Source organism: Puniceibacterium sp. IMCC21224, assembly GCF_001038505.1.
Lineage (GTDB): Bacteria > Pseudomonadota > Alphaproteobacteria > Rhodobacterales > Rhodobacteraceae > Puniceibacterium.
On record NZ_LDPY01000009.1, the window covers coordinates 1 to 22,969 of the forward strand.

At 59.3% G+C, this 22,969-nt stretch carries 25 protein-coding genes, 1 tRNA gene and 1 pseudogene; 10 read left to right on the forward strand and 17 right to left on the reverse strand.

The window, feature by feature from the left end:
* Positions 1-1,055: beta-ketoacyl synthase N-terminal-like domain-containing protein (locus IMCC21224_RS26090; RefSeq protein WP_047998483.1), on the reverse strand; the 1,055-nt coding region annotated here is incomplete at its 3' end.
* A gap of 265 nt (positions 1,056-1,320) precedes the next feature.
* Positions 1,321-1,830, reverse strand: coding sequence for a bifunctional 3-hydroxydecanoyl-ACP dehydratase/trans-2-decenoyl-ACP isomerase (gene fabA / locus IMCC21224_RS26095; RefSeq protein ID WP_047996605.1), 510 nt, complete (start codon positions 1,828-1,830; stop codon positions 1,321-1,323).
* Positions 1,831-2,006: 176 nt separating this feature from the next.
* Here fabA and irrA point away from each other — a divergent pair, with 176 nt between their 5' ends.
* Positions 2,007-2,426, forward strand: coding sequence for an iron response transcriptional regulator IrrA (gene irrA / locus IMCC21224_RS26100; RefSeq protein WP_047996606.1), 420 nt, complete (start codon positions 2,007-2,009; stop codon positions 2,424-2,426).
* 6 nt (positions 2,427-2,432) lie between these two features.
* Here irrA and nagA read toward each other — a convergent pair.
* The 3 genes and pseudogenes from nagA to IMCC21224_RS26115 all read right to left on the reverse strand — a co-directional run bounded on the left by nagA (position 2,433) and on the right by IMCC21224_RS26115 (position 4,585).
* A pseudogene (gene nagA / locus IMCC21224_RS26105) lies at positions 2,433-3,585 on the reverse strand (N-acetylglucosamine-6-phosphate deacetylase).
* Positions 3,582-4,445, reverse strand: a complete 864-nt coding sequence (locus IMCC21224_RS26110; RefSeq protein ID WP_053079246.1) for a BadF/BadG/BcrA/BcrD ATPase family protein — start codon at positions 4,443-4,445, stop codon at positions 3,582-3,584. The pseudogene nagA and the gene IMCC21224_RS26110 overlap by 4 nt, the downstream one beginning before the upstream one ends.
* Before the next feature lie 56 nt (positions 4,446-4,501).
* A tRNA-Leu gene (locus IMCC21224_RS26115) sits at positions 4,502-4,585 on the reverse strand.
* Positions 4,586-4,758: 173 nt separating this feature from the next.
* Here IMCC21224_RS26115 and IMCC21224_RS29095 point away from each other — a divergent pair.
* Together IMCC21224_RS29095 and IMCC21224_RS29100 are read left to right on the forward strand one after the other, a co-directional pair.
* Positions 4,759-5,037, forward strand: a complete 279-nt coding sequence (locus IMCC21224_RS29095) for an HNH endonuclease (RefSeq protein ID WP_369796078.1) — start codon at positions 4,759-4,761, stop codon at positions 5,035-5,037.
* Positions 5,038-5,074: 37 nt separating this feature from the next.
* Entirely contained in the window at positions 5,075-5,392 is a 318-nt protein-coding gene (locus tag IMCC21224_RS29100) for a DNA methyltransferase (RefSeq protein WP_369796077.1), read from the forward strand.
* Positions 5,393-5,617: 225 nt separating this feature from the next.
* Here IMCC21224_RS29100 and IMCC21224_RS26125 read toward each other — a convergent pair whose 3' ends face one another.
* Positions 5,618-6,484: a TIGR01459 family HAD-type hydrolase gene (locus IMCC21224_RS26125; protein ID WP_047998485.1), complete on the reverse strand. Its 867-nt coding sequence runs from the start codon at positions 6,482-6,484 to the stop codon at positions 5,618-5,620.
* A 404-nt stretch (positions 6,485-6,888) separates the two neighbouring features.
* Between IMCC21224_RS26125 and IMCC21224_RS26130 the strand changes: the two genes are divergently transcribed.
* The 4 genes from IMCC21224_RS26130 to IMCC21224_RS26145 all read left to right on the forward strand — a co-directional run bounded on the left by IMCC21224_RS26130 (position 6,889) and on the right by IMCC21224_RS26145 (position 13,411).
* Positions 6,889-8,103 carry an alanine--glyoxylate aminotransferase family protein gene (locus tag IMCC21224_RS26130; protein ID WP_047998486.1) on the forward strand — a complete coding sequence of 405 codons (1,215 nt, stop codon included), beginning with the start codon at positions 6,889-6,891 and terminating at the stop codon, positions 8,101-8,103.
* A complete protein-coding gene (locus IMCC21224_RS26135; protein ID WP_047998487.1) occupies positions 8,100-8,867 on the forward strand; it encodes a CDP-alcohol phosphatidyltransferase family protein in 768 nt (255 codons plus the stop codon). The genes IMCC21224_RS26130 and IMCC21224_RS26135 overlap by 4 nt, the downstream gene beginning before the upstream one ends.
* A gap of 34 nt (positions 8,868-8,901) precedes the next feature.
* Complete coding sequence (locus tag IMCC21224_RS26140; protein ID WP_047998488.1) at positions 8,902-9,723, forward strand: sugar phosphate nucleotidyltransferase; 822 nt, start codon at positions 8,902-8,904, stop codon at positions 9,721-9,723.
* 820 nt (positions 9,724-10,543) lie between these two features.
* Entirely contained in the window at positions 10,544-13,411 is a 2,868-nt protein-coding gene (locus IMCC21224_RS26145; protein WP_156178454.1) for a GEVED domain-containing protein, read from the forward strand.
* Positions 13,412-14,109: 698 nt separating this feature from the next.
* Here IMCC21224_RS26145 and IMCC21224_RS26150 read toward each other — a convergent pair.
* Positions 14,110-15,024: a LysR family transcriptional regulator gene (locus tag IMCC21224_RS26150; RefSeq protein ID WP_047998513.1), complete on the reverse strand. Its 915-nt coding sequence runs from the start codon at positions 15,022-15,024 to the stop codon at positions 14,110-14,112.
* A 100-nt stretch (positions 15,025-15,124) separates the two neighbouring features.
* Between IMCC21224_RS26150 and IMCC21224_RS26155 the strand changes: the two genes are divergently transcribed.
* The gene (locus IMCC21224_RS26155; RefSeq protein WP_047998490.1) at positions 15,125-15,445 is read left to right on the forward strand and encodes a nuclear transport factor 2 family protein; all 321 of its coding nucleotides are present in this window, start codon (positions 15,125-15,127) and stop codon (positions 15,443-15,445) included.
* Positions 15,445-16,224: an SDR family oxidoreductase gene (locus tag IMCC21224_RS26160; RefSeq protein WP_047998514.1), complete on the forward strand. Its 780-nt coding sequence runs from the start codon at positions 15,445-15,447 to the stop codon at positions 16,222-16,224. The genes IMCC21224_RS26155 and IMCC21224_RS26160 overlap by 1 nt, the downstream gene beginning before the upstream one ends.
* Before the next feature lie 639 nt (positions 16,225-16,863).
* Here IMCC21224_RS26160 and IMCC21224_RS26165 read toward each other — a convergent pair.
* The 10 genes from IMCC21224_RS26165 to IMCC21224_RS26215 all read right to left on the reverse strand — a co-directional run bounded on the left by IMCC21224_RS26165 (position 16,864) and on the right by IMCC21224_RS26215 (position 22,228).
* Positions 16,864-18,215, reverse strand: a protein-coding gene (locus IMCC21224_RS26165) for an IS3 family transposase (protein WP_156178281.1) whose coding sequence is annotated in 2 segments (ribosomal slippage) — positions 16,864-17,879 and positions 17,879-18,215 — 1,353 coding nt in all. Because the reading frame shifts where the segments join, the coding sequence is not laid out codon by codon here.
* Between the two features lie 52 nt (positions 18,216-18,267).
* Positions 18,268-18,807, reverse strand: a complete 540-nt coding sequence (locus IMCC21224_RS26175; protein ID WP_053079244.1) for a hypothetical protein — start codon at positions 18,805-18,807, stop codon at positions 18,268-18,270.
* A gap of 194 nt (positions 18,808-19,001) precedes the next feature.
* Positions 19,002-19,655 (reverse strand): hypothetical protein, encoded by a 654-nt coding sequence (locus IMCC21224_RS26180; protein WP_156178455.1) that lies wholly within the window; start codon positions 19,653-19,655, stop codon positions 19,002-19,004.
* Entirely contained in the window at positions 19,652-20,083 is a 432-nt protein-coding gene (locus tag IMCC21224_RS26185; RefSeq protein ID WP_197089349.1) for a hypothetical protein, read from the reverse strand. Before IMCC21224_RS26185 ends, IMCC21224_RS26180 begins: the two co-directional genes overlap by 4 nt.
* Positions 20,080-20,340: a hypothetical protein gene (locus IMCC21224_RS26190; RefSeq protein WP_047998493.1), complete on the reverse strand. Its 261-nt coding sequence runs from the start codon at positions 20,338-20,340 to the stop codon at positions 20,080-20,082. Before IMCC21224_RS26190 ends, IMCC21224_RS26185 begins: the two co-directional genes overlap by 4 nt.
* Positions 20,337-21,143, reverse strand: coding sequence for a hypothetical protein (locus IMCC21224_RS26195; protein WP_047998494.1), 807 nt, complete (start codon positions 21,141-21,143; stop codon positions 20,337-20,339). Before IMCC21224_RS26195 ends, IMCC21224_RS26190 begins: the two co-directional genes overlap by 4 nt.
* Positions 21,140-21,493 (reverse strand): hypothetical protein, encoded by a 354-nt coding sequence (locus IMCC21224_RS26200; RefSeq protein WP_156178456.1) that lies wholly within the window; start codon positions 21,491-21,493, stop codon positions 21,140-21,142. Before IMCC21224_RS26200 ends, IMCC21224_RS26195 begins: the two co-directional genes overlap by 4 nt.
* Complete coding sequence (locus tag IMCC21224_RS26205) at positions 21,493-21,687, reverse strand: hypothetical protein (RefSeq protein ID WP_047998496.1); 195 nt, start codon at positions 21,685-21,687, stop codon at positions 21,493-21,495. The genes IMCC21224_RS26200 and IMCC21224_RS26205 overlap by 1 nt, the downstream gene beginning before the upstream one ends.
* Entirely contained in the window at positions 21,684-21,971 is a 288-nt protein-coding gene (locus IMCC21224_RS26210; protein ID WP_047998497.1) for a hypothetical protein, read from the reverse strand. Before IMCC21224_RS26210 ends, IMCC21224_RS26205 begins: the two co-directional genes overlap by 4 nt.
* 74 nt (positions 21,972-22,045) lie before the next feature.
* Positions 22,046-22,228: a hypothetical protein gene (locus IMCC21224_RS26215; RefSeq protein ID WP_047998498.1), complete on the reverse strand. Its 183-nt coding sequence runs from the start codon at positions 22,226-22,228 to the stop codon at positions 22,046-22,048.
* Positions 22,229-22,579: 351 nt separating this feature from the next.
* On the opposite strand from IMCC21224_RS26215, the gene IMCC21224_RS26225 reads away from it, so the two are divergent.
* The gene (locus IMCC21224_RS26225; protein ID WP_053079245.1) at positions 22,580-22,861 is read left to right on the forward strand and encodes a helix-turn-helix domain-containing protein; all 282 of its coding nucleotides are present in this window, start codon (positions 22,580-22,582) and stop codon (positions 22,859-22,861) included.
* Positions 22,862-22,969: the final 108 nt, after the last annotated feature.

The window sequence follows — 22,969 nt, forward strand, 5'->3', positions numbered from 1 at the left end:
CGAAGCATCAGCAGGCAATAAATCGCCTCTTGCGCACCGGTGGCCCCCTGACTGTGGCCGGTCATGGATTTGGTCGAGCTAACGGGCGGCGTCTGGCCTTCGCCGAATACCCGGCGCACGGCCTCGATTTCGCCAACATCGCCGACCGGGGTCGAGGTGCCGTGCGCATTGATGTAGCCGACTTTGCGGTCATGCAGGGTTTGCAGGGCAAGCCGCATCGCCCGCTCGCCGCCTTCGCCGCTTGGCGCCACCATATCGTGGCCGTCGGACGTGGCCGCGTAGCCTGTCACTTCGGCGTAGATCTTGGCGCCGCGCGCCTTGGCGTGCTCCAACTCTTCCAGAACCAGAATGCCACCGCCGCCACCGATCACAAAACCGTCGCGGCCCGCGTCGAACGCGCGCGACGCCTTTTCCGGGGTGTCGTTGTATTTGGACGACATTGCACCCATCGCGTCGAACAGGCAGGACAATGTCCAGTCCAGTTCCTCGCCACCACCGGCGAACATCACGTCCTGCTTGCCCATCATGATCTGTTCCGCCGCGTTGCCGATGCAATGCAGCGAGGTCGAGCAAGCCGAAGTGATGGAGTAGTTGATGCCCTTGATCTTGTAGGCCGTGCTAAGGTTGGCCGAGATCGTTGACGACATGCACTTGGGCACGGCGAATGGTCCGATCCGTTTTGGGGCGCCGGAATTCAGCACCACCTGATGCGCCATCAGCATGGCGCTGGTCGATGGTCCGCCGGACCCGGCCACAAGACCGGTACGCGGGTTCACGATGTCGGACTCTTCCAATCCCGCGTCTGCAATCGCCTGCGCCATCGCAATATGGGCATAGGCCGCCCCTGGCCCCATAAAGCGCAATGTGCGCTTTTCGACATGTTCGCTTACATCCAGCTTGATATCGCCGGCGATCTGACTGCGAAACCCGCGTTCAGCCATATCCGCATTTGCGGTGATACCGGATGTCCCGGCCTTCAACGAGGCTAAAACCTCGGAGGCGTTGTTCCCGATGCTTGAGACGATACCCAAGCCTGTGACGACGACACGGCGCATGCGCGCACTCCCCTGCAATTAGTGTTGACTGTGTATGGCATCGCGGGGGAGAGACGCAAGGTTGGCGGGATGCCGATGTCCGCGTTTTCGGCGCGGACAGTCAGGACGCGCCGGTTTGGGACCACATTGCGAGTACGGTCTTTTGCACGAAACCAGATTGATGGGGGTCTATCTGATCTTCTCGGGCGCACTACGCACAGACATCGAAACTACGCGCCCCAAAGAGGTACGGGACGGTGAAATCTGACGGCGTGGATCGGGTCGTTCAGCTTTCCGACAGCGCGACCTTCATGTCTTTGACCTGATAGATTACCTCGCCGTCCGCCTCGACGATACCGTCGGCGACGCCCATGGTCAGGCGGCGGGTCTGGATCGCCTTGGTAAAGTCGATCTTGTAAGTCAGCATTTTGCGGTCTGGCCGGACCATGCCTGTCAGCTTGACCTCGCCCACGCCCAGCGCATAGCCGCGCCCCAGCCAGCCGCGCCAGCCAAGATTAAAGCCGGTCAGCTGCCAAAGGCCATCCAGCCCCAGACAGCCCGGCATGATCGGGTTGCCAGGAAAGTGGCAGTCAAAAAACCAGAGGTCGGGCGTGATGTCGAATTCAGCCAAAACATGGCCCTTGCCGTGCAGGCCGCCGTCGCCAGAAATATCGGTGATGCGATCCATCATCAGCATCGGCGGCGCGGGCAGCTGCGCATTTCCGGGGCCAAACAGCTCTCCGCGTGCGCATTTCAGCAGGTCATCTTTGTCAAACTGGCTCGGATAGTCGGCCATATTGCCACGCCTCATGTGTTGGTTTTTCCGATCCGTCCCCGTCTAGCACTCGTGCAGCGCAGGGCGCAAGCCTGCGTATGCGGCTGTTCCGCGCACCAGGGTGTGGCAATTTCGTTTGAAATTCCAGTGGATGACGCTCTATATATATATCACACAGCAAGAGGACCGAACACAGCATGACACCGCAAGCCGCGCAACGGGGAACTGATTGGCTGGACCGCGCCGGGCTGCGGTCGACCAGGCAGCGTGTGACGCTGGCGGCTCTGCTTGTCGGGGACGGGCAGAACCGGCACGTCACGGCAGAAAGTCTGTTTGCCTCGGCCCGTGATCAGGGCACACGGGTATCGCTGGCGACGGTTTACAACACCCTAAAGGCATTCTGCGACGCCGGTCTGATGCAAGAGGTGACGGTGGATGGCTCAAAAAGCTATTTCGACACCAACACCCACGATCATCCGCATTTCTACTGGGAAGAGGACGGTCGACTGACCGATGCGCCGCTTGACCAGCTGGAAATCGCTCGGTTGCCCACCGCCCCGGACGGGGCCGAGATTGCCAGTGTCGACGTGGTGATCCGCCTGCGCCGCACGCGCTGAGCCGCCTTAACCAAGGCGCAGCGATGTGCCGCCTTGCCAGACTGCTTGCAATGCCATGTGGTCGTCCAGATGCACCAGATCGGCACCGCCGCCAACCTTGATATGCCCAAGGTCCGTACGCCCGATGGCCGCAGCAGGGGCTGCGGTTGCCATCGCCAGAGCATTGTCCAGCGGCACACCCAACCCGATCAGATTGCGCAACGCCTGCGGCAGATCCAGATCTGCCCCGGCGAGAGTCCCATCCGCCAGCGCCAAGCGACCGCCCTGCCGGAACACGCGCTGGCCGGTCAGAACGAATTCAGGCAACTCCACCCCGGCACAGGCCATCGCATCGCTGACCAAAAAGATCTGACCTGGACCGACCTTGGCACGCAGCGCCAGCAAGAGCGTCTGCCCATGCACATGGTGAAGGTCCGCGATCAGCCCCGCGTGCAGCGCACCCGCGCCCAGCGCCGCCCCCCACCAACCCAGGTTCACGACTGCCCAGCGGGCTCATGGCGTTGAAAAGATGCGTGACCATGCTGGCCCCAGCGGCCACGGCGGCCGTTACCTGTGCATGACTGCAATCGCTGTGGCCCAGCGACACCACCGCCCCCGCCGAAACAAGCGCGGCAATCTGATCCGGGGTCACACTCTCGGGGGCCAGCGTCACCACCAGAGTCGGCAAATCCCGGGCGGCATCCTGCAACACAGCCAAATCCTCTGCGGCCATGGGCCGGATCAAATCGCCGTCATGGGCACCCTTGCGCGACCGCGCAAGATGCGGCCCTTCGAGGTGAAGCCCGCCAATCCCCGGCACCCCCTGATCCAGCGCAGCGCGCACCGCCCCGACTGCAGCCGCCACGCGATCGGGTGTGTCAGTGATCAGCGTCGGCAGAATTGTTGTCGCCCCCAGCCGCGCATGCGCGGAGGCCATGCAGCGCAATGTGTCCATGTCGGGCGAATCGTTGAACAACAGCCCGCCACCGCCATTGACCTGAACATCCACCAGACCGGGCGCGAGGATGCCACCATTCAGCCGGACTACTTGCGCGCCCACAAGCAGCGCCCCGGCATCGACCAGCGCGATGATCCGCGCGCCCTCGACGACAACGGCTTTGCCATCCTGCAACACGGCACCATCAAAGATCCGTGCGCCCGTCAGCACCTGTATTGTCACGCCGTAACCTCGGCGGCGAAACGTTCCGCCAGAACCAGCGCCCCGTCCAGCGCGCGACCTTCGGGTTCCACCAAACTGGCCTGAATTTCGACGCCGAGATATCCAGCGTAGGCGTTGGCCACACCGCCCAGCAGGCAAAATGCCTCACCCGCACGCCAGCCCAACACCAGCAGCGCCCGCTCGATATAGGCCGCGCCGTCCTGCAGCAGCGCCACAGCCACCGCATCCTCGGCCTCGGCGGCCGCGACAACCATTGGCGCAAGACGGGCAAAATCCACCGGGCGCGCGGCCTGGGCATAGAGGATGATTTCAGACGCGCCGCCAAACGTGTCGATCACTTCGCGGGTCAGTTCGGTGGCGTCACACATGCCCTCGGACGCCCGCAGCGACTGGCGAAGCAGACTGCGCCCCATCCACGCCCCGGATGCATCGTCCCCCAGAACCAGCCCGTGACCGCCAACAAAAGCCATGCCACCCGCGCTCTGACGCGCGACAAACGATCCTGTCCCCAGTCCTGCCACCACGCCACGCCGCAGACCCAACGCACCCACGACGGCGGCTGGACGATCCTCTTGCACACGCAGCCGCGCCAGCGGAATAGCATCGGCCAGACGCGACCCCAACTCGGGCTTGATCATCCCGGCAAGGCCGAGATAGGTCGGCACCTCAGCCAACACATCCAGCCGCACACCCGCCTTGGCCGACAGCGCCTCTAGCCCCTCCCACAGGGCCGCAACCGCACCATCGAAATCACTGGTCAGGTTGGCACCCGGACCTTCGTGTTCGAGTCTCTGACCCTCCCATATTAATGCAAAACGGCAGCTTGTGCCGCCGCCATCTACAGCCAAAAGAGGTGTCATATCAGTCATCAGCGCGGTTATTGCCCGTGGCGGCCCGTTGAGCGGACCTTGTTCGCTGGTACCCGCGACCGGATTCGAACCGGTACGGCTTGCGCCTGGAGATTTTAAGTCTCCTGTGTCTACCATTCCACCACGCGGGCAACCAGTTGGTTTCGCTGCGAAAAATGATGGTGAACACCCCGAAATCCGTCAGACAAGGCGGCCACAACGGCCACAAGATGTCGGCACAGTCACACAAAACCCGGCACAGCAAGAAATATCTATCCCGCTTTGGAAGCTAAGTCCAGATTTTGAAAGGTACTTTTGGGGGCCAGTGGGTAGGTCGGGCGAGAGCTGGGAATGGCAGCTTGCGTCGTTGGGGCGTGGGTATGGTCCGGTCCGACTTCCCAGAAACCGGGCACAATTCCGGGCACACCAAATATCGTATGCTATGACGACTGGAACCGACCCCGGCCCAATGCTGGTTTGCCACTCCTGCGACAACCCGAAATGCGTTCGTCCCGCCCATCTGCACAGTCTGGAGCCGCGAAAACAGATTCAACGAGCCAAAGAGCAACCCCATCGCATAGAGGACGGCGTATATGGGATGTGAACTGATCCATGGGAGCTGCATGGAGGTGCTTCGAGGCATGCCGTCTGAGAGCATCGATGCGGTGGTAACCGACCCTACGTACGAACAGACCCCCTTGGCTTGGGACCGATGGCCGGATGGATGGCCGACAGAAGTTGCGCGAGTGCTCAAACCCACCGGATCAATGTTGGTGTTTGGTACGCTGCGGATGTTCCTTGACCGACGCGACGACTTCCATGATTGGCGGATGGCACAGGACATCGTCCAAGAAAAGCAGAGCGGATCTAGCATGCTCGCCGATCGCTTCCCCCAGCCCAAAGCGGCCCTGCCCACCACACCAGACCCTCGGCGTGAGGTCAGTCACGTCCGGCCCTGACCTGCCGTTCGCTTCATTGCCGAGCGCTGCGGTGCAGCTTCACCAGACCGGCCATTCGTCCACCGTGCAGCATTTTCGGTGGGTGAAGGTCGGCAGAGCGGACGAAGTGTGAATTCGCTGCAGTTTTACCAATGGTGGGTTTCGTCGCATTGCGACCGAAGTGAGCAAGGTGAAATCGCTTGCGACTACGGCTAGCAAGAGTGATCTCGGTTCTCTCTTCTTCGTTCAGATCCAGCGCAAATGGTCGCAGATACCGGCAAGCTCGAGGTCGGAAAACTGATGTCTGATCAGGCCATAAGTACGCGTTAATGTCTCGGGGGTTTTCATGTCACCCATGTCGGTGGCATGAATGCCGCCCGCAACAAAGTAAGCGGCAAATCCGTTCTGGGCAGCGCCTTTGATATCTGTCGGCAAGCCATCACCCACAACAAGTATTCGACTTTTTGAAATCGTGCGCCCCGCAATGATGGTCATTTGCGTCAGGGCCGCTTGATAAATTGGTGCCTCTGGCTTGCCCGCATAGGTGACTTTGCCGCCAAGTTTTGCGTAGAGCTGCGCGATTGATCCCGCACAGATCACTATGCGGTGACCGCTTCTCACGACCAAGTCAGGGTTGGCGCAGATCATATCGATTGCATTGCCCCGCATTTCCCGCAATAGCGGTTCATAGATGTCAGCGCTTTCAATCCCGTCATCCAGAGGGCCGGTCAGTAGACACAGCTTGGTGTCCCGACTGCCGACCAATGGGTGTGTCAGGCCTTCCAAGATAGACTGGTCCCGCACCGGGCCGAAGTGAAACAAAGGCGTGTCGGGCCGCTTTTGCAGCAGCGATGTGGTCACATCGCCTGATGTGACCACGGCATCAAAGGCTTCGCGCGGGACGCCAAGTCGCGCCAGTTGCGGATAGATAACATGGTTGGACCGCGGAGCGTTGGTGATCAACACGACTATCCCGCCCTGTGCCCGATATCTGCATAAGGCATCTACCGCGTCCGGAAAGGCGGCAACGCCGTTGTGCAAGACACCCCAGATGTCGCAGAGTATGCCGTCATAGTGTGGTGCTAGATCACTGAGTGGCATGAGTTTGGCCATAAGACCCGTGGACTACGGCCCGGCACGCGCCCAGTCAAGCGCCGCATAGGTCGCTTGCTATTTGCGTTTTTGCTCTGTAATTATGCATCTTCGCGATCAGTCAGGATCGCAGACAATACGCGACAAGGTTACCCGCTTCGGCGCAACTTGCCTGCCTACCACGACATTTGAATAGGTTTTTTAGGCCGACGGTGCGCTGGTTTTCAGCACGCAATGATGTCCAATTCCACGAGATGTGTGGAGTGAAGTCTTTTTCAGAACCGCCTGCGTTCAATTTCCGGACGCCATATTCCACGGCATCTTTTCAGGCTGTGTTTTCGAAATCGATTTGTGCCCTCTCGGTGTTCACGCGCGTTCCTCGCACGTGGAGATATCATGGGCGTAGCGGCTTTGTGTCCAGGCACATGAGGTCGAAGAAGATTGAACTTGTTTTGGACAAATACCTGCTTTTCACCCCCGGCCCCGTCAATGTGGCCGCTTCCCTTCGCAATGCGATCTGCAAAGAAGACATCTGCCACCGCGAACCCGACTTTGATGGTCTATTGGCGAGCATAGAACAAAAGCTGCTTTCGCTGTTCGAAATTAAAAAACGCGACCGCTACCGCGCCGTTGTTATCACTGGCTCAGGGACTGCCGCAAATGAGGCGATCTTGTCCTCTGTGGTAGGGACCGGCGCGATTCTGATCCTGTCGAATGGCGAATTTGGGGAGCGTTTGCATAAAACCTCGCTCATTCACAACAAGCACACCTATCTACTGCAACAGCCTTGGGGAATGCCTTTCGATCCGGACCAGATCGCGACCTACCTTGCTGCCCATAAGATCGATGCAATCGCGATGGTCCATCACGAGACTTGCTCTGGGATGCTGAACCCGCTCGCTGCGATCGGTGCAATGGCGAAGGCCCATGGCGCGATCTTTGTCGTCGATGGCGTCAGTTCTGTCGGTGCCGAAGTCGTTGATATGGAAGGTTGCAATATTGCCTTTTGTTCTAGTTCCAGCTCCAAGGCCATCGGGTCATATCCCGGACTTTCATTCGTGATCGGGCGCAAGAAACAGTTCAAAAAGCTGAAACTGCATGCCGCCAAGACAACATACCTCAACCTCGCGACGTTCTACGGCTTTCTCAAGCGACATAGCCAAACACCCAATACGCCTGCTGTTCCGCTTTTTTTTGCCTTTGATCAAGCGCTCACCAACATTCTGTCCGAGGGCGTCGCCAACCGTTTCGCACGGATACGGGCCCGCGCGGGCCAGCTTCGGCTGGGTATGCGAAAGCTTAATCTTGAGTTTGTTCTGGATGAAGAGGACATGTGCGCGATCCTGACGACAGTCAGGGTGCCCCCGTCGATCTATATCCGGGAATTGCGAGACAAGCTGCGCGAGAAATCAATTATCATCTACGAGGGCAAAGGCTGTTTTGCCGGGAAAGTCTTTCAGGTTGGCAATATCGGCGAATTATCTGATCATGATATTCAATTCTTCCTCAGCACGTTGAGGAGCGTGTTGCTAGAACTGCAGGCAAAAGCCGTCGACGGTATCGCCCCTATCAGACCGATGACCGCCAAACCAACCATTCAGGCACTTCCAAAGCCAAAGTTGGCAAAGATCCTATCATGACTGATAAGATTACGCGGCTTTGGACGACAAAGACCAAAGAGGACGAATGGTGGTCTTCGTTTGTCACCGCGCCATTAGGGATCTTTGCAAACTATTGGGCCGTTGATATTCCGGCGATTACGCCAAACCGTCTCACCGCCGCATCCTTTGCGGTCGCTGTCGCCGCGACCTTGTGCATTTTGATCGGCGGTTTTGGCTGGTTCATGGCCGCGGCTATCCTGATCCATCTTAGCCACATTCTGGATTGCATGGACGGCCAAATGGCCCGCTACAGAAAAGTGTCGTCACCGGTCGGTAGCTACTTTGACCGTTTAACAGATCAGGTCCAGATCACGCTATGGTTTGGGGCGGCTGGTTATGCTGCCTATGCGCAATCGCTCAGCGTCGTGCCGGTATTCCTCGCCCTGATCGGCATCGCGTTCTATGGGCTGCGCGGCTATGTGAAGTACATCGCGCTCCAAATCGAAACCGCGCTTGATCCCGAATATCCCGCAAGAATGGTACACCTGAAACGGCAGGAACCGGTGGCCGGTTTGGGCTTTGGCGTCGTGGCAAATGTTAAATGGCTATTGAAGGAACAACCAAAGATTCTGGCATTTGACGAAGGCGTGTTCATCTTCATGCTGTCAGCGGCGCTCATTTTTGACCAACTCACACCAATGCTGTGGATTTTCGCAGCAAGTCAGGTGATTTGGGGAACCCTAAAATCATGGCAGCGCGGCAAGAATATTGACGCAAACCAAAAGAGCATCATCCAGAAATAATCCCCCACATCGCTAATGAAGTCAGGACAAACTCATGAATTACGACAACAATCGCCCACCCATGGCCGTTATACTGGCCGCTGGCATCGGCTCACGGCTCAGCCCTTTAACGGACAAAAGCGCAAAAAGCCTCCTGTCTGTTGGAGGCTCTGTCATCCTGGAACGTATGATCCGCAATTGCCTAAGCTGCGGGATGTCTCAATTCGTTTTGGTGTTGGGCCACCGTGCAGACGAGATCAAACAGTTCGTTGATAAAACGTTTCGCGGAATCCGCGTCACATATGTGATCAATGACCGGTATCGTGATACCAACACAGGGTATTCGCTGATGCTTGCGTCAACCGTTGTGGGAACTGCCGAGTTCATCAAATTCGATGCAGATGTAGTGTTCGACACGAAGATCCTGCGTGCATTGGTGGACAGTGAATTGCCCAACGTCCTGTGCATCGACCGCAACATCGCGCTGGCCGATGAAGAGGTGAAAGTGATCACAGATGATCAAATGCGGGTCCGCGAGATTGGTAAAACAGTCGACCCCAAAACGGCACTCGGTGAGTCCATTGGAATTGAGAAAATCAGCGCTTTTACAGGCCCACTGCTATTTGCCGAGTTGAAAGAGATGATGGAAAACGCAGGAAATGCGCAGGAGTATTATGAAGCGGCCTACGCGCGGCTGATCGCTAAAGGGATGCCTTTTCATGCGCTGGATATCACAGGGATGAATTGGACCGAGATTGATACGCCTGAAGATTTTGCAACTGCAAACGCACTGTTTGGCACACCAATCGCGACCGTATCGCGCGGGCAACAACGAGCATTGGACGAAGCGCGTACAAACCCGCGGCGTTCAATATAGGCCCATGGAAGGATTCATCGCGCGTCCATAACTGGCGCGTGATGTATATTCGCGCTGGCAGTCATCTCCAGTGAGTGCCCGACTTGCCGCGGCAAAGGACTGCAATAGGTGCTTATCGTTCCTTGATGCACGTTTCAGCAACAAGCACATTGGGCTCGAAGCCGCCTTGCGGCGGTGCGGCAGCACATCCGCAGCGAAATCACATGAGATCCCGGTTGCCCGATGGCAGCTGTCAGCCCTTCCACGACATTTGTGCCTGGCGCAGCATGACGCGGGGCTCCGACACGAAGGGCGGAAACCGGTCATTCGCTGCATGTCAAACAAGCCTTGTCTTTTTCGAAAACCGAATGAAAACCTGCTACGTTCTAATGTTGTCTGAATTAATCTCGGTTGGCCTTCATGAACCTCTATCCTTAAGAGATCGAAGTCATACCAATGGGCAGGGACCGATTAGATTTTCCGTGATAATTAGATCTTGGCAGGATTGACGAGGCACTCGCCTATTTCGCTGGTCGCACAATAAATGAGGCTCCCGGTTCAGAATTTTGTAACGGAATACCAAGTAGACGTTTTTTAATATTGCCCAACCTATCATTGCGCTGTTGTCCCGGACAGCCACGGTATCGACCGTAGCGGGGTTTGAACTCAGATGGATCGCTCAATTTCATATTGCTGGCCTGCCCAGAGGTTGCTCCGTCTTTTCAAGGCGGTGCGAACGAAAGTGGTTGTTTTTCTGTTGGCGTTTTTTTCGCTATCGGGGGCTGACGTGGCACAGGCGCAGGAGTCTTGTGGGGCTGCCTGCGTGTTCGCAGGCCCCCGAATGGCCAGTGTGGAATCCAGCGAGTCAGAGCTGTTGGGCCCCATCCTTTCGGGGTTGCTTGGCACCGATGTCGGCCTGAGCGTTCTGGATTGGAATGCGATGGCCGGTGCCAACATTGATCTTTTGGGCCTTCTTGGTGAAAACGGGCAGGATGTCACGGTTTCTGATCCGGGGCAGATCGCCAATGTTGACCTGACCCTGCTGGACCTTGTCCAAGCCTCGGCCGCAGTTGCAGAGGCTGATGGTGATACCGCGTTGGTGAACGCCTTGAATGCCCTGAGCGTGCCGATCGCCGAGCTGAACCAGACCATCAATCTGGCTGACCTCATCACGATCGGCTTGCCCCAAGGGTCTTTGGCGACGCTGGAGCTGAATGCACTGGACCTGATCGGTGGGGCGATCCAACTTTACAACTATGAAAACGTCGTGACCACGACACAGCCCATCGCGCTTAACAACGCCATTCTGGAACAATTCGGCATTGGCGGAGCAGAGATATTGCTGCAGGTTGTCGAGCCGCCCCATTTCGAATGCGGGGGGGCTGGAACGCAGTTCCATACCTCGACCGTGCGCGCGAAACTTTCCGTGGATCTGGCCGATATCGAGCTGGATACCGCTGTGCTGGACGGTGCTCTCGGCGCACTTGTCGGGGGGCTGATCGCGACAGATGTCACTTTGGGGGACGTTGATCTTTATTTCGAATTCGGTCGCGTGGACGGCACGATCCTGTCGGCCGACCCCGCGACGAAGACGGCCAGCGTCATTCTTGCGCCCAGTGCAATCGACCTGTTTCTGGGCGGTATCGACGACGCCATATTCTTCAACCGCGATCGGCCGATCGCGCAGTCAGATGTCGACTTCGCGACCGTTGCCGAGCTTGACGTCTCCTTGTTTGGAGGTCTGGTTCAGGAAAGCGCGGGCGTGCGGGTGAAATCCTTTGCGCAGAGCGCGCCGCAAACAAGCGAGACGTTGTTCTTCTCGCCACCCTATCCGCAAAGGCAGGCCATCGGGGATGGCGCCTCATCGTTCAGCGATCTCATCGGAACCCTTGCGGAAAACCTTGACGTGGAAGTTGAAGACAGTCTGGGAAATCTGGTTGGTCCGCTGATTGATACGACGATCGAACCTCTGGTGGGGGATCTGGTCGGCGGTCTGTTGGTGGATGCGATCTCTCCGATTCTGGACCTTACCGTTGATCCTCTACTCGGGTTTTTCGGCGTCGGGATCGGAGAGGCGGAAGCGTCAATTTCGGGGGTGACGTCAATCTGCACCGACTACGCGGATTGCCCGGTTTCAGGCCCGGCACCCGATGGCACCGCAACGGCGAATTACGGCAGCCCTTACCATCTGATCTATGAGACGTTGTTCATGGGCTCTGCCGTGCCAGATACGGAGTCGGCGCCGCAGACAAACGCGACGGCCACCGGGGATGACGAAAGCGGGATCGACGACGAAGATGGCGTTGTTCTGCCGCCCTTGCCCGTTGGCACGACCCAGACCGTCGAGATCAGCGTGAGCGAAACAGGAGGAGAGGCCGGATATCTGCAGGCCTGGATCGACTGGAACGGAGACGGCACCTTCGGGGCGGGCGAACAAATCGCAAATGATGTGACCTCAAACGGGGCCGGGGTGATTTCGCTGTCCGTGGTTGTTCCCCCCAACGCACGGCCAGGGGCCAGCTTCGCGCGGTTCCGCTGGTCCACGCAAGCCGACCTGGATCCCATCGAGATTGCTCCGGACGGCGAGGTCGAGGATCACGCTGTCGCCCTGTCCGGGACACCACGCCCCAGGCTTTCGGGCCAGGTCATTGCCGACACCGGCGCAGGAAACGGCAGTGCCCATGACGGTGCGCTTAATGGTGGCGAGGCGGGCTTGGCAACGGTATCGGTCAGGATCGAGACGCCCGAGGGGCAGACCATCGCGGTGACGATGACGGATGACCTTGGCAATTGGTCCGTAGATCTTCCACCTGGTTTCGAGGGGCCTGCAATCGCGAGGGTGGTGGTGCCGGACGGCATGCTGGCGATCTCCGAAAGCACTTCAGGCTCGCCTGCGATCGTGCCATCCCCGCCAAACGATGGGGCGATTCTTCTGGACCTCGCGAGCGACAGCATCGTGAGCAACCTTGCCTTGGGCCTGATCCCCGTGCCGCGGCTGTCCGAAGATTCCGTCACCTATACGCAATCGGGGCAGATCGCCGTTCTCCTTCACGACTACGTTGCAGGCAGCAAGGGCAGCGTCACGTTTTCCGTCGAAGACCTGAGCCTTCCATCCGAGGGCGCGGCCAGTGTTGCACTGTTTCATGACGAGGATTGCGATGGCACCCTCGGAGCTGTCATTTCCGCACCCTTTGCCGTGGAAACTGGCGACCGTATCTGCATCCTGTCGCGCGTTGCCACGGGTTCTGGATTGCCGGATGGTGCCGCCGTCACCTATCGGCTCACTGCGACCACCGCGTTTGATGATGTCAGTGCCACGGTGCAGGCTGACAACACCGACCGCGTTATCATCGGCAGTGGCGGCGGGATCATCGTCGAAAAAACGGTCGAAAACCTGACCCGGATGACCGGCGAAACGCATTCCAACAGCGGGGGGCCTGCCGATATTCTTCTGTACAGGATCCGCATTGTGAATACCGGGATTGAACCCGTGCGCGGAGTCCAGATCCACGATCACACCCCCCCCTACACGAGCCTCGATGGCGGGATTACACAAACGCTCACAATCGGCAGCGGGACCGAATGCACCCTCGCGCTGCCTGATACGGCGACGGTCGGTTACGTGGGTGGGATAAGGTGGGAATGCACTGGCGAGGTGCTGCCAGGATCAACCGCGACGTTTGAATTCAGGACCCGCATTGACGAGTAGGGGCGGCGGAGTTCGGAGGACACCCACCCGTCGAGAAGCTCTGTTTTCAGCTATCGATAGGTCAAGGTACTTTGAAGGTGGTGATTAAAAAGAAGTTGTAGATCTATTTCGAAAAATAATTTGGGGTATGTCTGTACAGTCTGGTAGTATTTGCAATCATTCGAATTCAAGTGGTTTGGCACGATGATGGTAGGACATGATGCCATTTCAGTTTGCTCATATGGAGGGCTGTTTGATGGTTCTGCACCGCAGCGCCGGTATTCGAGTTCAACGTCCTCTAAGGGCCGATCATGCCTGTCGCGCAGGTCGCTGTCCACGAGTTTGCAAAGGTCACTTCCTGCGCATTGCTGACCTTGGTCCGCAGCGCAGCATGTGGGCTGCGGACCGCGAGGGCTTGAATGGCCGCTTTTGCCTGTCTGACATGCAACTTTCGCAGGTGCAGCTAACGGCAGTTCTCCGCCCTTGATTGGCGCCGTTGCGATCGGCCCACACCGGACATCCATCTGATCCCTATAATGCCGCGTTGCGGCCCGTCGGAGCGGGCATTGGTGCAACGCGCAGCATTCTTACCAGTCAGATACCCGCTACCCGGACCTTCCGGACGTTTTCTGTGTGCAAGATCTCCCGTCCCGGCTGCGAGGGGCTGCCGCAAAACGTTGCGCCTCGCCCTGCCCGGCGGGCCAGTTCGTTCTCGTCGCCTATTTCAGTCTGGCTTGCTTGACCTGCCCAGCCGCTGCGTCACGGACCATGGAGAGGAACGCGCTGAACCCCGCCGACGGATTTCGTCTGCTTGGGTAATACAAGCTGAAACCGGGACGCGCCGGGGTCCAGTCTTCCAGAAGGCGGACCATTCGGCCGGTGGCGATATCCTCGGCCACATCCTGTTCTATAAAGAAGCCGATCCCGGCTCCGTCACAGACGGCGGCGCGCGCAATCGCGGCCTCGTCCAAGGTCAAACGGCCATTGGCCTCGATCTGCACGGTTTCGCCGTTGCGTTCGAAGTGCCAGCGGAACAGCGCACCGTTGGGCAGGCGGACGCGAAGGCAATCCTCCAACGGTAGGTCACCCGGGGTCAGAGGTATGGGGTGGTCCGCGATCCATCTGGGCGCGGCCACGACGGCATAGCGCTGCGGCCTGCCCAGAGGGAGGGCGATCATGTCGCGGGGCACCAGATCGGCGGGCCGGAGACCCAAGTCGAATCCCTCGGCCACGATGTCGACCCGCCGTCCCTCGGTGACCAGGTCGATCTGCATGTCGGGGAAGCGACGCAGGAAGTTCAGAACCAGCGGCGTGATCTCGCGCCCCGCCTGCTTAGAGGCGTTGATCCGCAAAAGCCCCGACGGTCTGCTTCGTTGGGATTGCGCTGTCTCCATTGCGATGCGGATTTCGGACACCGCCGGACCGATGCCTTCGACGAACTTCCGTCCTGCATCGCTCAGCGAGACGCTGCGCGTCGTGCGGTTGAACAATCGCACGCCAAGACTGGTCTCCAAGCGCGAGATGGTGTGCGACAGCGCCGTGGTCGACATGCCGAGATCGATCGCCGCTGCCCGGAACGACCCGAGCCGCGCGATGGCCATCACTGCCTCAAGACCCTTCAGCCCTGCTTCCATTGTCCCGATTCTGTCATCGTCAGATGCCAATTTATCCCGATTATCTGCACAGCAGTCCAGCCATATATTGGCCATGACGAGAATCGAAAGGACGACCTCCATGAAACTCCCATCTCCGATCCACATTTATTTCACCGCCCGAGCGCCGCAGGACCGTGACGCTATTGCTGCGGCCTTTGCCCATGATGCCATCGTCCATGACGAAGGACGCAGTCACAGTGGCCCGCAGGCGATCAGCGATTGGTGGGTCGCCGCGAACGCGAAGTATCGCCACCACGTGGAACCCATGGGCACGACCGAGGCCTGCGGAAAGACCGTGGTCCAGGCGAACGTCACTGGCGATTTTCCCGGAAGCCCTGCGGTGCTGACCTTCACCTTCGGCTTGAACGGCGACCGCATCACGGACCTGGAGATCGGATGATGTCGGAATTCGTAACTTTAAAGGGCAAGCGCACACTGATCACAGGCGGAACTCAGGGCGCGGGTGCGGCGACTGCGGCGCTGTTCTGTGAACTGGGCGCACAGGTCATGACTACGGCGCGCAAGCCTCCCGCGGGCCTGCCGGACGACCTTTTCGTTGCCGCCGACTTAACCACGCTGGAAGGATGCGAAACCGTGTCTACGGCAGTGCAGACCCGGATGGGCGGCGCGGACATCATCGTTCACATGCTGGGCGGCTCCTCGGCCCCCGGCGGCGGCTTTGCGGCTTTGGGCGAGGCTGAATGGCAAGCCGAACTGGCGCTGAACCTCCTGCCTGCCCTGCGCCTCGACCGCGCACTGGTGCCGGGCATGGTCGCGCAGGGCGCGGGAGCGGTGATCCACGTCACCTCGATCCAGCGCCTGCTGCCGCTGCCCGAGGCGACCACAGCCTATGCCGCCGCCAAGGCGGCCCTGTCTACCTACAGCAAGAGCCTGTCCAAGGAAGTCTCGCCCAAGGGCATCCGCGTGGTCCGCGTGGCCCCTGGTTGGATCGAGACCGAGGCCTCGGTCCGCTTGGCGAAACGCGTGGCCGCGGACGCAGACACCGACCTCGAGGGAGGGCGCCGCATCATCATGGACAGCCTAGGGGGAATCCCAATCGGGCGCCCCTCGAAACCCGCCGAGATCGCGAGCCTGATCGCCTTCCTTGCTTCGGACCGCGCAGCCACCATCACCGGAGCCGAATATGTTATCGATGGCGGAACGGTGCCGACCACGTAATCCTCTGGTGCGCACGAACGCGGAGTCCATGTAGCCGCGCGACCGCGAAATAGCGCGATCGCCACAAACCGCAGGATGGCAGGAAAAACTGTAGTGAGCAGACTTGTGGCGGGGCGGAGAGACACACGGCTCTCTGCCGAGCCTAAGCTGCGATCCTACGGCGCGGCGAAGGGGGAGATCGCACTCGGCATCGAGCATTGTCAGCATTAGGGATTGAACAACCCAAGCGAGGGCTCCCACCGCCATACAAGACGGCGCGAGAAAATCATGGGCCGTTTCAATCCCCGCGCCAAGCGCAGCGGTTTCCGTCCGTGCATGACCAGTCAGCCAGTCTGTCTGCCCGAAACACCACGGGCTATACTGACGAGTTGACTGTTTGATTTTGGGCTTCACCAACGAACTCAACCCGACATCAACAACCTGACAATTCCGACAGGATTTGTGGAACAAAGCCGGTCCGGGCGGAAGGGTGCCCGTTGTGCAGCCGCGGTAGGATACCGCAGCCGCACGTGGTATGTCATTCAGGTGGCGTTGGCCTGATAGTACGCAGCCTCGAAGTCATTGACTGTCCGTCGTCATATAAAATGGGACATCAGAGCGGCTTGAGCATTGGAGGCTCTGGCTCGTTTGTGTGATTGATTATGCGGCTTGTTTTTGGTGTTGCAAGCGGCGTTCGCGGATTGTCAGTATCTTGATCTTCTTCCTTTCTCTGAGGATGGCTTTGTCGCGCCCAAAGTAGACGTCGGCGGGCGTGACGTTGTTGAGACTCTCGTGGTATCGCGCGTTGTTGTAATACTCTACGAAGGCCCCGATCTGGCGTTCGAGATCGCCGGGCAGGTAGTAGTTTTCCAGCAGAACCCGGTTCTTCATAGTTTGGTGCCAGCGCTCAATCTTGCCCTGGGTTTGCGGATGGAATGGTGCCCCGCGAACGTGGTCCATTTTTTGATTTCCCAACCACTTGGCGAGGTCGCCAGAGATGTAGCAGGCCCCGTTGTCACTCAGCAGGCGCGGCTTGTGCCGGACGACGGCTTGGTCACAGCCCGATGCGCTCAGAGCCAGTTCAATCGTGTCCGTCACGTCCTCGGCCCGCATGTTTGTGCAAAGCTTCCAGGCGATGATGTAGCGGCTGTAGTCGTCGAGGATGGTGGACAGGTAATACCAGCCCCAGCCGATGATCTTGAAGTAGGTGAAGTCGGTCTGCCAGAGCTGATGGATGGCCGTGGTCTTGTCCGTGAACTCGTCCGCGGCCTTGATCACCACATAGTCCGGCGCCGTGATCAGATCAGCTGCTTTAAGAATGCGGTAAGCCGATGATTCCGAGATAAAATACCGGTTCTCATCGGTGTATTTGACCGCCAGTTCACGTGTCGTCAGCGCCTCATGTTCTAACGCAAACTCGATCAGGTCATCGCGCCGGTCTTGGGGTATTCGATTCCAGACCGACCCTGGTCGAGGAGACCGATCGGCCAGCGCATCGAACCCGCCCTCGACGTAGCGATCATACCAGCGGTAGAAAGCCGTGCGCGGAATGCCCAGCATATCCAGCGTCATTTTGGTGGGCAGATGCGAACCTTCAACGGTGCGGATGATCTCAAGCTTCTCGGTTGCAGGGTATCTCATTCCTCCACCTCCCCAGCCCCTGTCATACTTTTTTTGAGCAGACGGTTTTCCAGGGTGAGATCGGCCACGCATTCCTTCAGGGCCAAAGACTCAGAGCGAAGCTCCTTCACCTCCGGCGACGTGGCTTGGCGCGCCGTATCGCCAGACAAGCGACGCTTGCCAGCCTCCAGGAACTCCTTCGACCAGCTGTAATACAGGCTCTCGGCGATACCCTCCCGCCGACATAGCACCGAAATGCTTTCCTCACCGCGCAGGCCAGCTAAGACGATGCGGATCTTCTCCTCTGCAGAATAGGTCTGCCGCGTCTTGCGGCGGATGTTCTTGACCAGCTTGTCAGCTGCGTCCTTCGACGTTCCGGATGTCTTGTTCATCTTCGCTCCTTGAAAGCTACGATGAACCAGAAATCCTCCGTTGTTCAAATCCTCAAATCTGTCCCAAAAGCGCTGACGTCAGACAGTGCTGCAACCGCGCGCTGTCCTCAGCATCCAGCACCCGGCCCTCTTGCGCCAGCTGCACCAAACGCACATCGCGCTGCGCTGACTCGGCAATCTTGCGGTGCTCGCCATCGTTCAGGGGCGGGCGGTGGTGGCGGGCAAAGAACTCGAACTCGTTGACCAACACCCCCTGACGCTCGGCGCGTGGTCCCTCGACTGACCGAAACCAACTCACGAGGTTTGGCATTTCCTCGACCGGACGGGCCTGGACAATCTGCGCAAAACTCAGAATCGGCCCGCGCCGCAACCACTCGCCGCGCCGCTTGCCTTGACCCTTGGTCCGCAACATCTGACACAACACCCGCAGACTGTCATCGCTGAGATAGGTCAGATCATCGCAAAGCTTGACCCGCTCTGCCTGCCACGGTGCGTCCTTGATCCCCGCCGGGCGCTGATAACCCAGATCGTCCAGAGGCGTGATCAACAGCCTGCGCACACGGTCCCGGTTGGTCTCTGTCCTGTCCGTCATCGTCCTGTCCCCTTTCTCAGCCTGCTCGTTTTCGATCTATCGCCACGCCTGCGTCCGTGCGGCGCAACCTGTCTTTCCATTTCATGTCTTGTCTTTTGGTGGCGGACAGATAGCCCGCAAATGTCCGCCACATGTCTGGTTATCTGTCCGGACATGTCCGTATCTGTCCGCAGACACATACCGACATGTCCGCCCTATTTCGGAGGTTTGCGAAAGAACCCGGCGCAGACCTTTTCAAGGCAGGCCTGAATCGCGCCGTGCAACTGTTCCTGTGTGCGCTTCTTGTTGCCGTCCGCTTCCATCGCGTCGCGGATATGGGCGTCGACCCAGCGCACCTGCGCCGGTTCCATCGCGATGGCCGGAGCGATCCCGGCCAATGTTTCAGCCAGCCGCACCAGCCGTTTCTGGGTCGAGGCGCCATCCGTCCGCGCGGCGTTCAGTTCCTTGCGGCTAAGGGCATTGATGACCACGCGCGTGACAGTGTCGTGCATCAGACGCACATCGCCGTTGTCGCAAACGCACTTGCGCCACCCATACAGCACACCGATGTCCAAAGCGGCCAATCCGCTGAAAAGCACCGGATCGACCGGCGGCTGCACCATGCGGGCCAAACGCGCATGATCGACCGGCAGCGTCCCGACGGGCGTCTGCTCATGCGCCTGCTGGATCAGATCAAACCAGATACTCTTTACCTGATGATCAGCGGTCCAGCGGAATTCGCTTTGCAGAAACCGGCGGAACTCCCAGGCGATGAATTCATGGCTGTCCAGACGCACGGATGCCGAGATCGGATATTCGGGCAGACCGGCCACATCGATCAGTGTGGGAACAGCGCGAATCTGCGTCACGACATTTCCCCACATCCCCGCCCGACCGATCCGACATCACCCGGATCGACAAACTCCTGCCAGTGGACCCATCCCTTGGGACAATGAAAGCCCCAATCCCGAACCTTGGGCCCAGTGATGAACAGCGTCTCAGCAGGAAGCCCATCAATCAGCTCAAGACGATGCGAGAACTCTGGACCGCGATAAACGCAATCTCCGGCACCAATGAGACGGGAACCATCAGGCGTCACCTCGCACATCGCGCCAGACATCATGATCGAAAAACTCGGCCAGGGATGATCGTGCAGAATCACGTGATAGTAGACGTTAAAGACTTCGTTCCTCGGCAGGATATACCAGCGCAGCATGTACGGACGCTCACCCGCCCCGATGACGAAATCCGGGGCCCGTGATGGCCGGATATGCGAGATTGAAACGGGATCGATCACAGCTTGCCCTCCAATTCATCCAGACGATGCGCCAGCTTGCGCAACTGCGTGGCCATGCCGCGTGGCACATGCGCCGAGAACAGCGCCGGGGGCAGCTTGCCGTCGCCCCGGTCCACATCCGCCCGCAGGGCAAAGGTGACGCAATCTTGCGGGTGATCGATCACCTCGAAATTGACGTGACCGACGGGCCAGCGCTCGCGCCGAAATCCGACCGGATCCGGGTGCCGCCCGATGGCACGGGACGAATGCGCGCTCATGCCCGCACCTCCTGCGCAACCCGCGCGGCCATGATGCGCCCGGCCAAGTCCTCGGGAATCGGCGGGCTGTCGTGACGGTACAGCGTCACCAGACCGTGCAGAACAGCCCGTTCCGCCGCATTCAGCAGATCGGTGGCCCGTTTGTCCGCACCCACCACCGGCAGATTGGGAATGCGCGCTGCCGGATCAGAATCCGGTGCCGCACGGGCCACCGTGACCGCGACATTGCGCGCAAGGTTGCGCCGCCGCCGCCAGGAACCGATGCTGTTGGCAGCCACCCCCTGCCGCCGCGCAATCTGCACATCGGACAGACCGTCGCGGTACAGTTGCAGCCGCACGGGATGGGTTTCATCTGGCGACCGATTCACCGCCAAACCCAGCTTTATCCGCCAACTGCGGACAGTCGCACCAGAGATGCCCTGATGGTCCGCAATCTGCTGATCGGTCAGCCCCTTGCGATACAGCGTCAGACGTATCGCAAGATCCCGACCGGGGGCATAATACGGCGCCAACCCAAGGCGCCTGCGCCAGGCCGTGACAGCCGCAGCCGAACAGCCCTCGCGCCGCGCGATCTCGGAATCCGACAACCCCTGATCATACAGCCCCCGCCGTGCCAGCAGCGGCGACGCCCGCACGCGGTGCGCCCTTAGACCCAGCATTCGCCGCACCCGCGCCGCCCGGTCCGCAGTGCAGCCCATGCGCGCGGCGACCTGCGCGTCGGTCAGACCCTCGGCATGGAACCAACGCACCGCAGCACGGTCCGCATCGGTGACCAGAACGCAGGTGTGCCTCTTTACCGTCATTGTGAAACCCTCACCCTGTGCCACCAACCCTGAACCCGGCGCAGCGGCTCGTCCCAGCGCGCGGCCAGCGCGCACAATTCGCAATAGCGTCCCGTGGTGCTGATCAGCGCCGCGACGCGCTCAACCGTCAGATCCGGATGGGCCGCGACCTCGGGCACCACAACCGCAGCATCCCGCGCCGCCCGCTGTGCGTCGGCCCGCGCCTTGACACCCCGCGCGCGGGCTTTCGCCAACGCAGTGTTGACCGCCGCGCGGCGAACGCCATACCGCTCGGCAATCGCCACAACGGTCAGACCCTGATCACGCAGCGCCTGCAGCACCTCGGCACCTGGCAGAATGCGAACCGCCATCAGGACCGCCACCGATCAAGCGTGCGGAAAAATTTTTCCGCACGCGACCGCGCCTCACGCGCCAGCCGCTCATGCCGCGCCGTCCGAAATGCGAACCCGCGCGCCATCGTCTCGTGAATGAAGGCGCGCCCGGACCAGAATTGCGCCCGGATACGCACCGACAAACCGCGCAAGAGCGTCACCACCAGCGTCATGCCGCCCGCCCGCCGGTCTCGAACAACGCCTCGAACCCGGCCAACACCAGAACGGCAGTGACATAGGTCAGCGACGCGTCATTCTCGCAGCGCAGCCAATTCCGGACCTGCCGCTCTGACACACCCAGCACCGGCGCGGCCTGATAGGCCAGACTGGCCTCCGAATCAGCCGGAAACGCGCGCCACAACAGCGCCGCAAACCAGTCCCGCGACCGCGACCGATGCTGCCCATCCATCGAACCGTTTGAATCTACAATGAAATTTCTGGCAAGATTTTTCCGCATAATTGCTCCACCTTTGTCCTGTGAAGGAACAGTTGATGGAGCAACAGCGGAAAGGGCGGGACGGGGTGCAGTGCTCATGCTGCACCCCGCAGCGTTTCGGGGGGCGTGCCCGCAGTACCGGCCTGCAATGCCGCATCATCCGCTTGCTGTACCTCAAAAAAGGACAAAGGCGCTGGCGAAAGCTTGGAGAAGGGGAACGGCGCCTCGTTAGCGATCTTGGGCTGGCAGGAGATGGATGACGAGGCGAGGCAGATCATGCGGCCGCATCCTGTGGCACAGTTCTGTCGTGCAGATCCACCATCATGTCTGCAGAAACAGGAAACCCTCTCATCTCGCCAGCTTGGATGACCGCGCGATGATACATTGCCGGTATACAGTTCTTACGCGCCCACTTGTGGACTTGGTCCGCACTGACTTGCCTTCCGAAGTGACAAGCAACGTCCGCCGCAACATCGGCGCGGCGTGGCCACAAGTTAATCAGGTCAGTAACAGAGGAAATTTGGTCCATGAGCAAGCGATAATGGACGAATCGTCCATGTGTCAACCATGGATGAAACTTTTATGGAAGTTTCGTCCAGTTAGCGCTCAATGCAGTCATGATCAAACGCATGAACCTTCCTAAGATTGACCTTGATGGTGTTGGCATCCGGGTAGAGGCCGTTTTGGTTTCGAGCGGGTTGAAAGATGGAGAGTTTGCCGCGACTGTTGGCATAGACCCATCGAGTTTTTCAAAGATAATCCAAGGCAAAAAACCGCTAAACGCTGACATGGGGTTCAGAATATCAGAACGTTGGGATGTTTCGATGGACTACCTTTACCGAGGCCGTCTGACCGGGATTCCTGAAAAAGTTACCTCTGCCTTGCGCAACCTTGAAAACATCGGGCGCTGAAAAGCGGCGTCAACACTCTCGCCCCAAAAATCACACCAAAGAAACAAAAGCCGGTCGCTGACGCTGTATCGCGGCATGCTCGAATCTCCTAGAATCCCTTATATGTTC

What these genes read in the sequence shown, in the direction of transcription:
- fabA (WP_047996605.1), bottom strand. Translation starts at nt 1,830, where the DNA reads ATGGCCGACTATCCGAGCCAGTTTGACAAAGATGACCTGCTGAAATGC.
- irrA (WP_047996606.1), top strand. Translation starts at nt 2,007, where the DNA reads ATGACACCGCAAGCCGCGCAACGGGGAACTGATTGGCTGGACCGCGCC.
- IMCC21224_RS26110 (WP_053079246.1), bottom strand. Translation starts at nt 4,445, where the DNA reads ATGACACCTCTTTTGGCTGTAGATGGCGGCGGCACAAGCTGCCGTTTT.
- IMCC21224_RS29100 (WP_369796077.1), top strand. Translation starts at nt 5,075, where the DNA reads ATGCCGTCTGAGAGCATCGATGCGGTGGTAACCGACCCTACGTACGAA.
- IMCC21224_RS26125 (WP_047998485.1), bottom strand. Translation starts at nt 6,484, where the DNA reads ATGGCCAAACTCATGCCACTCAGTGATCTAGCACCACACTATGACGGC.
- IMCC21224_RS26130 (WP_047998486.1), top strand. Translation starts at nt 6,889, where the DNA reads ATGAGGTCGAAGAAGATTGAACTTGTTTTGGACAAATACCTGCTTTTC.
- IMCC21224_RS26135 (WP_047998487.1), top strand. Translation starts at nt 8,100, where the DNA reads ATGACTGATAAGATTACGCGGCTTTGGACGACAAAGACCAAAGAGGAC.
- IMCC21224_RS26140 (WP_047998488.1), top strand. Translation starts at nt 8,902, where the DNA reads ATGAATTACGACAACAATCGCCCACCCATGGCCGTTATACTGGCCGCT.
- IMCC21224_RS26145 (WP_156178454.1), top strand. Translation starts at nt 10,544, where the DNA reads ATGGCCAGTGTGGAATCCAGCGAGTCAGAGCTGTTGGGCCCCATCCTT.
- IMCC21224_RS26150 (WP_047998513.1), bottom strand. Translation starts at nt 15,024, where the DNA reads ATGGAAGCAGGGCTGAAGGGTCTTGAGGCAGTGATGGCCATCGCGCGG.
- IMCC21224_RS26155 (WP_047998490.1), top strand. Translation starts at nt 15,125, where the DNA reads ATGAAACTCCCATCTCCGATCCACATTTATTTCACCGCCCGAGCGCCG.
- IMCC21224_RS26160 (WP_047998514.1), top strand. Translation starts at nt 15,445, where the DNA reads ATGTCGGAATTCGTAACTTTAAAGGGCAAGCGCACACTGATCACAGGC.
- IMCC21224_RS26175 (WP_053079244.1), bottom strand. Translation starts at nt 18,807, where the DNA reads ATGACGGACAGGACAGAGACCAACCGGGACCGTGTGCGCAGGCTGTTG.
- IMCC21224_RS26190 (WP_047998493.1), bottom strand. Translation starts at nt 20,340, where the DNA reads ATGAGCGCGCATTCGTCCCGTGCCATCGGGCGGCACCCGGATCCGGTC.
- IMCC21224_RS26195 (WP_047998494.1), bottom strand. Translation starts at nt 21,143, where the DNA reads ATGACGGTAAAGAGGCACACCTGCGTTCTGGTCACCGATGCGGACCGT.
- IMCC21224_RS26200 (WP_156178456.1), bottom strand. Translation starts at nt 21,493, where the DNA reads ATGGCGGTTCGCATTCTGCCAGGTGCCGAGGTGCTGCAGGCGCTGCGT.
- IMCC21224_RS26205 (WP_047998496.1), bottom strand. Translation starts at nt 21,687, where the DNA reads ATGACGCTGGTGGTGACGCTCTTGCGCGGTTTGTCGGTGCGTATCCGG.
- IMCC21224_RS26210 (WP_047998497.1), bottom strand. Translation starts at nt 21,971, where the DNA reads ATGCGGAAAAATCTTGCCAGAAATTTCATTGTAGATTCAAACGGTTCG.
- IMCC21224_RS26215 (WP_047998498.1), bottom strand. Translation starts at nt 22,228, where the DNA reads ATGATCTGCCTCGCCTCGTCATCCATCTCCTGCCAGCCCAAGATCGCT.
- IMCC21224_RS26225 (WP_053079245.1), top strand. Translation starts at nt 22,580, where the DNA reads ATGAACCTTCCTAAGATTGACCTTGATGGTGTTGGCATCCGGGTAGAG.